The following is a 10,700-nucleotide window of genomic DNA, read 5'->3' on the forward strand; positions in this document are numbered from 1 at the left end:
CGGGCCCGATGGGGCGGCTGCGCGCGCGGCTGGTCGGCATGCTCCGGGCCGTGCCGATCCGCTGGCGCATCCTGTCCATCGCGGCGCTGAACTCCGCCGTGGTCATCGTGCTGGTCGGGCTGATCTGGAACGGCTCGCAGGTGCTCGGCTCGGCCTGGGACGACGTGCGCCAGGTGCGCGAGTCCGACCGGATCCTGGCGCTGCTCGAAAGCGAGACGGGACGGCTGCACAATCTGATCCACCGCTACATCAACCAGCCGAGCCCCGATTTGTTCGCCGAGATCCTGCTGCTACGCGAGGCGGTGCTGGGGACACTGAGCAACCGAGCCGCCAAGGACCCGATGCTGTCGGGCTCGGTCGAGGAGCTGGAGCGCACCACCGACCGCTTCCTCAACGGCTTCGGCGAGCTGCGCGGCGTGCAGGCGACCATCGCCAGGACCTATGAGGATCAGGTGCAGGGACCGGCCAGAGACATGGCCGGGCTCTACTCCATCATCGAAGGCGCCACCGGCCATCGCGACGCGCTGATCTGGCCTTCGCTGGGCAAGTCGCGCGAGGCCTTCACCGCGATGCTGGTCGCGGCCAATTCCTACTATCTGTCGCTGTCATCGGGTGCGGCCGACGACGCCCGCCGCAACACCGAGACGATCGAGAAGACCATCCCCGTGATGATCGATCTCGCCGACAACGACCTCCAGCGCATGGCGCTGCGACGACTCGCGGCCCGGACCGCCGCGCTGCGCGAAGGCTTTGCAAAGCTCTCCGAGCAGCTCACGAACCGCACCGAGCTGCTGCGCAACACCATCGACGCCAACCAGGCCGAGGCGATCGGCGCCATCGATGATCTCTCCACCAAGATGCGCCAGCGCGAGCAGAAGGCGCAGGAGACGTTCGACCGCACGCTGGCGGACATTTCCCGTCGCGTTCTTTCCATCGCCGTGATCTTCCTCGGCATCATTCTCACCGCCGGCGTGCTGATCGCGCTGTCGATCCGGCTGCCGCTGCAGCAGATCATGGCGGCGATGCGCGCGATCACGCTCGGCGACCTCGGCCGCGAGGTGCAGGGCACGCGCGCGCGCGACGAAGTCGGCGCCATGGCGCGCGCGGTGGAAGTGTTCCGCGAAAACGCCATCGCGAAACGCCAGACCGAGGACGAGCTGCGCGCGTCCAAGGAGAAAGCCGAGAGTGCACTGCTCGAGCTCAACGCCGCGCAGCAGAATCTGATCGATGCCGAGAGGCTCGCAGCCCTCGGCGGCCTCGTCGCCGGCGTTGCGCACGAGGTCAACAATCCGATCGGCATCAGCCTCACCGTTGCGTCGAGTTTTGCCCGGCGCACCGAAATCTTCGAGGCCCAGCTCAAGGGCGAAGGCGGCCTGCGCCGCTCGCAGCTGGAAGAATTCGTGCAGTCCTCACGCGACGCCTCGCAGCAGCTCGTCGCCAATTTGCAGCGCGCCGGCGAACTGATCCAGTCGTTCAAGCAGGTCGCGGTCGACCGCTCCCATGCCGAACGGCGGCAGTTCTCACTCAGCGAAGCCACCGACCAGATCATCGCGAGCCTGCGCCCAGTGCTGAAGCGGTCGCCGATCACGCTCCATGTCGACATGCCCGAGGGACTGCTGCTCGACGGCTATCCCGGCTCCTACGGCCAGATCCTGACCAATTTGTTCCTCAACGCCGCCAACCACGCCTTTGCCGACGGCCGCGCCGGCACGATCACGATCTCGGCGCGCCCCCGCGGGGCCGACGACGTCGAGATCATCTTCACCGATGACGGGGCCGGCATGACCTCCGACGTGCAGCGCCAGGCCTTTGACCCATTCTTTACCACCAGGCGCAATGAAGGTGGCACGGGACTCGGCCTCCATATCGTCTATAACCTCGTCACCCAGCAGCTCGGCGGTCGCATGATGTTGGAATCCAAGCTGGGACAAGGCACCACATTTCGCATTATCATGCCCCGGGTCGCCAGGGGCGGCGGGCAAAGCACAGAGACTGACGGGACTTCTCAATGGCCGAACAGGACGATGTCCTCCACCTGATCGACGACACCGGTACCGCATCGGAGGATGTTGACGCCCGGAAATGGAAGATCGCCGTCATCGACGACGATCCGGCCGTGCATGACGGCACGCGCTTTGCGCTGTCCGACTACAATCTCAACGGCCAGGGCCTGGAGATCCTCTCCGCCCATTCCGCGGCCGAAGGTCGCAAGCTGATGGCCGCGCATAACGACATCGCTGCCGTGCTGCTCGACGTCATCATGGAGACTGATGTCGCCGGCCTCGAGCTGGTCGAGTACATCCGCAACGAGCTCAAGAACGAGACCGTGCGCATCATCCTGCGCACCGGACAGCCCGGCCAGGCGCCCGAGCGGCGCGTGATCGTGCAGTACGACATCAACGACTACAAGGCCAAGACCGAGCTCACCGCCGACAAGCTGTTCACATCGCTGACCGCGGCGCTGCGCTCCTACCAGCAGCTCGAGCGCATGCTGCAAACCCGGCGCGGGCTCGAGATCATCATCGACGCGGCTTCCACGCTGTACGACTTCAAGTCGATGCAACGGCTCGCCGAGGGCGTGCTGACCCAGCTCGCCTCGCTGCTCAACGTCGATTGCGCCGGCATCCTGGTCTTGCGCGACAATGGCGGCATCGACCCCGAGCTCTCGGTGCTCGCCGGCAGCGGCTGCTACAGCCGCTTCATCGGCACGACCTCGTCGAAGGCGCTCGACCCCGATCTGCGCGCAATGGTGGAAGCCGCTTTCCAGGGCCGCAAGAACGAATTCGCCGACCACCGCAGCGTGATCTATTTGCGCACCGGAAGCGGACGCGAGGTCGTGGTGCTGCTGCAGGCCGAGCGCGAGCTGTCCGAGACCGACCGCTCGCTGGTCGAGATCTTCTCCAGCCGGCTCTCGATCGCCTTCGACAACGTCATCCTCTACCAGCAGCTCCAGGCCGCCAACACCCAGCTGGAAGACCGCGTCGCCCAGCGCACCCGCGCGCTGATGCAGGCCAACCGCCGCCTCTCGGCGCAATGGCTGCGGCTGCAGCGCGCCAACGGCTTCAAGAACGAGATCCTCGGCACTGTTGCCCACGATCTGAAGAACCCGCTCGGCGTCATCCTCGGCCGCACCGAGATGCTGAAGGAGCTGATCTCGACCGGCGCGTCGTCAAGCGGCGTGGTGGCCCAGGTCGATCACATCCGCGATGCCACCAAGCGCCTGACCACGATGGTCGATCATCTGATCTCGGACGCGATGGCCGATGCCTTCGACATCACCATCCGCCGCGAGCCCGTCGACGTCGCGGCTCTGGTCAAGGAGGTCGCCGAGGCCAACCAGCCGCTCGCCGTCAACAAGCAGCAGGCGATCAGCGTCACCGCGCCCGTCAACATCGTCACCATGTGCGACACCGACCGCATCCGCGAGGCGATCGACAATTTGATCAGCAACGCCATCAAATACTCGCCGATCGGCGGCAAGATCGGCGTCATCGTCAGCCATGAGGGCGGCGACACCATCGTCCGCGTCAGCGACGAGGGCGCCGGCCTGTCGCCGGAGGATCTCGGCCGCCTGTTCGGCCGGTTCCAGCGGCTGTCGGCAAAACCGACCGCCGGCGAGAGCTCGACCGGGCTTGGGTTGTCCATCGTCAAGCGTATTATCGACATGCACGGCGGCGAGGTGACCGCCGAGAGCGAGGGCCCCGGCAAGGGCTCGACCTTCACCATCACCCTCCCCGCGACCGAAATACCGTGATCTCAGGACCATGACCCAAAGCCAGCACATCATGATCGTCGACGACGAGGCCCCGGCCCGGGAGATGGTCGGCGATTACCTCAAGATGCACGGCTTCACCGTGACGCTGTGCGACGGCGGCAAGTCCTTGCGCACGGCGATCGACGGCAGCATGCCCGACCTCGTCGTGCTCGACCTCAACATGCCGGAGGAAGACGGGCTCTCGATCATCCGCGACCTCAAGAGCCGCATCAACGTGCCGGTGATCATGCTGACGGCGACGGCGAGCCCGATCGACCGCGTCGTCGGCCTCGAGCTCGGCGCGGACGATTACGTGGCCAAGCCGTGCGAGCTGCGTGAGCTGATGGCGCGCATCCGCTCGGTGCTGCGCCGGAGCGCGCCGGCGAAAGCGGTGGCGGAAACGGCGGCTGCGAAATCGGACAAGGAGCAATTGGTGCGGTTCGGGACCAAGTGGCTCGATCTCGAAGCGCAGGCCTTGCGCGACGACGAGGGCAACGAGCACCCGCTGACAGCATCCGAGTTCGGGCTCTTGAAAGTGTTCGCGGCCAATCCGAAGCGCGTGCTGTCGCGCGAGCGCCTGCTGGAATTGGCCAACGCGCGCGACGCCGAAGCCTTCGACCGCGCCGTCGATCTGCGCATCATGCGCATCCGCCGCAAGATCGAGCCCGATCCGGCAAAACCCGCCGTGATCCGCACCATCCGCGGCGGCGGCTATCTGTTCTCGCCGGCGGGCGAGAAGGCGTAGCGGCCCCATTGTCGTCCTGGCGAAAGCCAGGACCCATTATCCCGACGGGTAATTTGGGAGACGGCTGGTGATCCACAGTCGTCGTCAAACTCCTCCCTGGGGTAATGGGTCCTGGATCAGCGCTCGCTTGTCCAGGACGACACGGGAGCGCGAACGCAAAAGCCCGAAATACGTTCCCGGCGCCTCCGCTTGTCGCCTCATCCCCACCCCGTATTTTCCGTACATTGAAATTACACGCTTTTTTGCCCCGAATGTTTCGTCGCGACTAATCCGACGAAACAATTTGGCGGCGCACGAAACCATTTTCCCCTTTTCGTGCAGACGTCCCGAAACGTTGGCTCATTAACACTTTGGTCGAAGGAAACGCCGCTCGGTTGCGGCGCTACGGGGAGCCAAGTCAATGCCGAACGTGATCGCCATCAACGCCCAAGCCAGCCAGAGCATCATTGCCGCTCAGGCGACCTCGGACGACATGCTTCTCGAAAGCATTGCCGACGGCAACCGGACGTCCATGCACATCCTTTATTGCCGGCACAATGTGCGCGTCTACCGCTTCATCCTGCGGATCGTGCGCGACGCCACCACGGCGGAAGACCTCGTCAGCCAGGTGTTTCTGGACGTGTGGCGGACCGCCGGCCAATTCCAGGGCCGCTCGCAGGTTTCGACCTGGCTGCTCTCGATCGCCCGCTTCAAGGCGCTGACCGCGATGCGCCAGCGTCGCTTCGAGGACATCGACCAGGAAGACGTGCGCCAGATCGCCGATGGTTGCGACACGCCGGAGACCTCGCTCGACCGCAGCGACACCAGCGCCATCCTGCGCGCCTGCGTTCAGAAGCTGTCACCCGCGCATCGGGAAATCATCACTCTGGTCTACTATCATGAGAAGTCGGTGGAGGAGGTAGGACAGATCATCGGCATCCCGCAGAGCACGGTGAAGACCCGGATGTTCTACGCCCGCAAGCAACTCGCCGAATTGCTTAAGGGCTGTGGCGTCGAGCGCTTCGCCGCCTGAAGTTCAGAGACTTCAAAGGGATAGGACATCTGTTTTGGCCCTGTCCCGGACACGGAAGTGTTACCGCCGACGAAACAATTGAAACAAAGCACAACATCAGGCGGAAAAACTTCCCTCCTATAAAGCTCACATACGGTTTCGTTAAACCTCCCAAGACCTCCAACGACCCGGACGGGATGCCCCCCTCCGGGTCGTTTTGTGTTTGGGGCAGACTGCTGCGGCGGTGCGCTTGAGTGAGGCGGGCGGTCTCTCTCCTTCCCTCCCCCTTGTGGGGGAGGGGCAGGGAGAGGGGCCCACACGGGGACTCTCTCGACTTGTACGCGCGGCATGATGCCAGACGGATAGACCATTTGCTGGGCTACCCCCCTCCCTAACCCTCCCCCACAAGGGGGGAGGGAACGCACCGCCGCCCTTGGCCGGCACCTCCTCCGTCACGAGCACGTGACACTCGTAACAATCCGCCCATCACCGCCGAACCATCCTCGTGACCCCCTTCACGAGTGCCCCGATGCTCGAACTTCTCTTCGCCGTCCTTGCCGGGATCCTCACCATCGCCGCGCCGTGCACGCTGCCGATGCTCCCGATCCTGCTCGGCGCCTCGATCGGCCGCAGCTCGCATCTGCGTCCGGCGATGATCGCGCTCGGCTTCGTCGTGTCGTTCTCCGCGACCGCGCTGCTGCTCGGCGCCATCACGCGGCTGTTTAATTTCGATCCGAACATGCTGCGCGAGGCGGCATCGATCCTGCTGCTCGGCTTCGGCCTGTTGATGCTGTGGCCGGCGCCGTTCGAATGGCTGTCGATCCGGCTCAACGGCTGGCTCGATCTCGGCAATTCCGGCGCCACGCAGCGCGAGGGTGCGCTCGGCGGGCTCGTGCTCGGCACCACGCTTGGCCTGGTCTGGACGCCCTGCGCCGGCCCGGTGCTCGGCTCGATCCTGACGCTGGTCGCGACGACTGAGAACGCGACCTGGGCCGGCACGCTGCTGATCGCCTACGCGATCGGCGCGGCGATCCCGATGCTGGCGATTGCCTATGGCGGGCAGGCCGCGACGACGCGGGTGCGCAGCCTCGCGCGCATGTCGCCGCGGCTGCAGCAGGGCTTTGGCGTCGTCGTGATCGGCTTCGCGCTCGCCGCCTATTTCCAATACGACACGCTGATCGTGGCGTGGCTCACCGGCTTCTATCCCACCGGCCAGATCGGCCTGTGATCATCGCGCATCTCAACCGGAGGACTCGTCCATGACTTTCAAACTGCTCGCCGTCTCCGCCGCACTGATCGGCATCGCCGTAACAGGCGCTGTCATCCCCGGCATCTGCGGCGAGGCCGCGCGCGCTGTCCCTGTCGTCACCGCTGCCGCAAGCCAGCAGACTGCGTCCGACTTCACCGGCATCAACAACTGGTTCAACTCGAAGCCGCTCAGCCTCGCCGACCTCCGCGGCAATGTCGTGCTGGTGGACTTCTGGACCTATGGCTGCGTCAACTGCGTCAACACGCTGCCGCACGTCACCGAGCTCTACGCCAAGTACAAGGACCGGGGTCTCGTCGTGGTGGGCGTGCACACGCCGGAATTCCCGTTCGAGCGCTCGGCCTCCAATGTCCAGGCGGCGCTGAAGCGGCACGGCATCACCTATCCGGTGGCGCAGGACAATGATTCCAGGACCTGGAATGCCTACAGCAACCAGTATTGGCCGGCGCAGTACATCATCGACCAGAACGGCAAGATCGTGTTCCAGCACGCGGGCGAGGGCCGCTATGACGAGATCGACCGCACCGTGGCAAAGCTGCTGAACGCCAGCAGCTGATGCGGCCCGGATATCACGCGGCTGGGTTCGCCTGACGGGCTTGTTGCTTGACTCCACGGACCCGTCCGTGGAGTTTCGCGGGCCACGTAATCAGCCGCCCGCGATGGACGACGCCACCAGCAGCACTGACATTCGCCTTCGTGAAGGCGCCTCGATCGCGCAGCGGCTGGTCATGTCCGGCTTTGCGGCTGCCGTTGCGCTGTGCTTCACGCCGGGCCTGTTCACGCACGACCCCCTGGAGGTGATCATCTCCGTGGTCGCGCTGCTGGTGGGAGCAGCGTTCGTCGGAATCATCATGCTGGCGCCGGCGGTGGTGTGGATCATCACGCCAGACGAGATCCTGATCGGGGAGCAGCGCCCGTTCGGAAAACTCCGGACGCGGATCGTCGCCAAGGACGACATCAAGGGATTACAGGTTCCCGGCAGCAAGAGGGCGAAAGCCCGCTTCCAGCTCGCCTTCACGCTGGCCTCCGGTGAGCGCCTGACATCGCCGCCGATCGCCGATGTCACCCACGTGCACGAGACGGTGGCGCGGATCGCCACGCAATTCGACGTTCCCGAGGTCGAGTCTCCGGTCAATCCTCTCGATGCCAGCAATCCCGAGATGCGCCTCGGCGATCCCCTCGAGCCGTTTTCCGCAAGAGACATCAGGATCGTCGCACTGATCGTCGTCGCATTGTGCGCCGTTCCCTACGCCTACAGGCTCTGGCGTGGCCTGTCGCCCGGGCCGGTGGACATCATGCTGCTGCCGGTCGGCGCGATCGCCGCTATCGGCGTTTATCGACATGCCAACCTTGTGACCGGCGCCTTCTGGATCATCCGCCAGGGCGATATCCGCGTCGAACGCCTGTGGGGCGACGGCACGCTGCGCGCCGACCACATCGAGGGGCGCGACGTGAAGTCGATCACGGTCGAGCGCCGCGGCCGCTCCGAGGACGAGCACTGCATCGTCGTGATCCGATTGCAGTCGGGACGACGGTTTCGCAGCCCTCGCATCGGGTCAAGGCCAGAGGCCCGCGCCGTGGGGACGGAGATCGTCCGGCGGCTCGGGATCGCGCCGGAGAACAACCAGATCTAGCTGGGATCCAGTGCGATTGGCGAAGTTTGATCTCGCCGCGAATTCGGTCTGAGCCTCTCCCGCCTGCGGGAGAGGTCGGCGCGTCCGGGCGATGCGAAGCATCGTCCCGCGCGACGGGTGAGGGTTCTCTCCACGTTGGGAGTGCCCCATTGCAGAGACACGCTCTCCCCGACCCTCCCCCGCAGGCGGGGGAGGGAGCACATCGTGCCCAGCTCACTGCTTTTCGCGCCATCCCCTGTTTGTGGCATTGCCGGCGGTCCGTCAAAAAACCAAAGCATTCTCGTGACATGCCAGCCGGGCGCGCCATCAACTTGCCATGAAGCTGCCGCTGGGTTCAGATGGTTCCGAACGATATTTGCTGTGGCAGTGGGGGAGAGCTTGAAATGACGGATTTTCGTCGCCTGACCGGGATGTTTGTGGCTGCGATCGGCCTGATCCTGTCCGCGCCCCATGCCTACGCCCAGCAGCCCGACCGCGGCGACGAGCCGGGCCTGGTCGCCGACGATGCCTATGAGCTCGATCCGGAATGGCAGAAGCAGGTCGTCTACTTCCGCACCACTGAAGCGCCCGGCACCCTCATCATCTCGACCGCCGAACGGCATCTCTATCTGGTGCAGCCCGGTGGTCGCGCGATCCGCTACGGCATCGGCGTCGGCCGCGATGGTTTTCAGTGGCAAGGGCTGGTGAACATCACCAACAAGAAGGAGTGGCCGGACTGGACGCCGCCGCCGGAGATGATCCAGCGCCAGCCCTATCTGCCGCGCTTCATGGCCGGCGGCCCCGGCAATCCGCTCGGCGCACGCGCCATGTATCTGGGCACCACGGTCTACCGCATCCACGGCACCAACCGTCCCGACACGATCGGCACCAAGGTCTCCTCGGGCTGCTTCCGGCTCGTCAACCGCGACGTCGCCGATCTCTACGATCGCGTCCCGGTCGGCACCAAGGTGGTCATCCGGCAGAAGCCCGAGCTCTGATCTGATCTCCTCGCCCTGGCGAATATTCCTTTTCCCGATTATTTCGAGAGAGCAAAATGATGCGCACTTTTCGTGGCGGCCTGCTGATCGGGCTCGCGGTTGCCGTGCTGGTCGGCGTCCTCGCGGTGATCTACGAGTTTTACGACACCCGCACGCTGAAGCGCACCGTCCGCCGTGGCGAGGTGCTGTGCGGCGTCAACAAGGGGCTGCCGGGCTTCTCGATCCCCGACGACAAGGGCAACTGGACCGGCTTCGACGTCGATTTCTGCCGCGCGGTGGCCTCCGCGATCTTCAACGACCCGAGCAAGGCGAAGTTCGTCGCGCTCGATGCCAGCGAGCGCTTCAAGGAATTGCAGAGCCGGAAAGTGGACATCCTCTCGCGCAACTCGACCTGGAGCATGGCGCGCGAGCTCGACTACGATCTCTATTTCCCCGCGGTCGCCTATTACGACGGCGCAGGCTTCATGCTGCCGCGCGCGCGCAACAAGGAAACCGCGCTGGACCTGACCGGCAGCAAGGTCTGCGTCCAGACCGGGACCACCACGGCGCTCAACGTCGCGGATTACTTCCGTGCCAACAACATGAAGTATGAAGAGGTGAAGTTCGACAAGCTGGACGACGTCGTGAAAGCCTACGACACCGGCAAATGCGACACGCTCTCCGCCGACGTCTCCCAGCTCTACGCACTGCGGATCAACCTGTCGAAGCCCGGCGACAGCATGATCCTGCCGGACATGATCTCAAAGGAGCCGCTTGCGCCCGTCGTGCGCCAGCGCGACGACGACTGGATGATGATCGTGAAGTGGACGCTGTACGCGATGATCAACGCCGAGGAGCTCGGCGTCTCCTCGGAGAACATCGACGAAGCCCTGAAGTCGAAGAAGCCGGAAGTGATGCGGCTGGTCGGCACCGAGGGCAATTACGGCGAGCAGCTCGGCCTCACCAAGGATTGGGTCGTCCGAATCATCCGCAACGTCGGCAATTATGGCGAGATGTACGAGCGCAACATCGGCGAGAAGTCGAAGCTGAAGATCCCGCGGGGCATGAACCAGCTGTGGAATGCGGGCGGCGTGCAGTATGCACCGCCGGTGCGGTAGGGAGCTCTATCCGCCGTCATTGCGAGCGAAGCGAAGCAATCCAGAATCCCCCCGCGGTGACAGTCTGGATTGCTTCGTCGCAAGTGCTCCTCGCAATGACGAGCTTGGGGCGGGCGCGCTATCCACAATCTCAACTGTCGTGGGGGGGGGGGGGGGGGGGGGGGGGGCGGGGAGGGGGGCGGGGGGGGGGGGGGGGGGGGCCGGGCCGGGGGGGGGGGGGGGGGGGGCGGGGCGG

General features: G+C 65.0%; 9 protein-coding genes. All 9 read left to right on the top strand.

Annotated elements, in window-relative coordinates; genetic code table 11:
• Nucleotides 1-8 precede the first annotated feature (8 nt).
• The gene (locus AC0L3K_RS33640; protein ID WP_007597974.1) at nucleotides 9-2,039 is read left to right on the top strand and encodes a sensor histidine kinase; all 2,031 of its coding nucleotides are present in this window, start codon (nucleotides 9-11) and stop codon (nucleotides 2,037-2,039) included.
• A complete protein-coding gene (locus AC0L3K_RS33645; protein ID WP_007597982.1) occupies nucleotides 2,009-3,754 on the top strand; it encodes an ATP-binding response regulator in 1,746 nt (581 codons plus the stop codon). The genes AC0L3K_RS33640 and AC0L3K_RS33645 overlap by 31 nt, the downstream gene beginning before the upstream one ends.
• A 10-nt stretch (nucleotides 3,755-3,764) precedes the next feature.
• Complete coding sequence (locus tag AC0L3K_RS33650) at nucleotides 3,765-4,499, top strand: response regulator (protein ID WP_007597984.1); 735 nt, start codon at nucleotides 3,765-3,767, stop codon at nucleotides 4,497-4,499.
• 400 nt (nucleotides 4,500-4,899) lie between these two features.
• Nucleotides 4,900-5,511, top strand: a complete 612-nt coding sequence (locus AC0L3K_RS33655) for a sigma-70 family RNA polymerase sigma factor (protein ID WP_018456005.1) — start codon at nucleotides 4,900-4,902, stop codon at nucleotides 5,509-5,511.
• A gap of 508 nt (nucleotides 5,512-6,019) precedes the next feature.
• Nucleotides 6,020-6,718 carry a cytochrome c biogenesis CcdA family protein gene (locus AC0L3K_RS33660; RefSeq protein WP_473367620.1) on the top strand — a complete coding sequence of 233 codons (699 nt, stop codon included), beginning with the start codon at nucleotides 6,020-6,022 and terminating at the stop codon, nucleotides 6,716-6,718.
• Between the two features lie 31 nt (nucleotides 6,719-6,749).
• Nucleotides 6,750-7,313 carry a thioredoxin family protein gene (locus AC0L3K_RS33665; protein ID WP_473367621.1) on the top strand — a complete coding sequence of 188 codons (564 nt, stop codon included), beginning with the start codon at nucleotides 6,750-6,752 and terminating at the stop codon, nucleotides 7,311-7,313.
• 103 nt (nucleotides 7,314-7,416) lie between these two features.
• Nucleotides 7,417-8,391, top strand: a complete 975-nt coding sequence (locus tag AC0L3K_RS33670) for a hypothetical protein (RefSeq protein WP_473367622.1) — start codon at nucleotides 7,417-7,419, stop codon at nucleotides 8,389-8,391.
• Between the two features lie 383 nt (nucleotides 8,392-8,774).
• Nucleotides 8,775-9,368 carry a L,D-transpeptidase gene (locus AC0L3K_RS33675; RefSeq protein ID WP_007597994.1) on the top strand — a complete coding sequence of 198 codons (594 nt, stop codon included), beginning with the start codon at nucleotides 8,775-8,777 and terminating at the stop codon, nucleotides 9,366-9,368.
• A gap of 59 nt (nucleotides 9,369-9,427) precedes the next feature.
• The gene (locus tag AC0L3K_RS33680; RefSeq protein WP_473367624.1) at nucleotides 9,428-10,465 is read left to right on the top strand and encodes an amino acid ABC transporter substrate-binding protein; all 1,038 of its coding nucleotides are present in this window, start codon (nucleotides 9,428-9,430) and stop codon (nucleotides 10,463-10,465) included.
• Nucleotides 10,466-10,700 lie beyond the last annotated feature (235 nt).

This window comes from Bradyrhizobium sp. MI1.10, assembly GCF_055811035.1.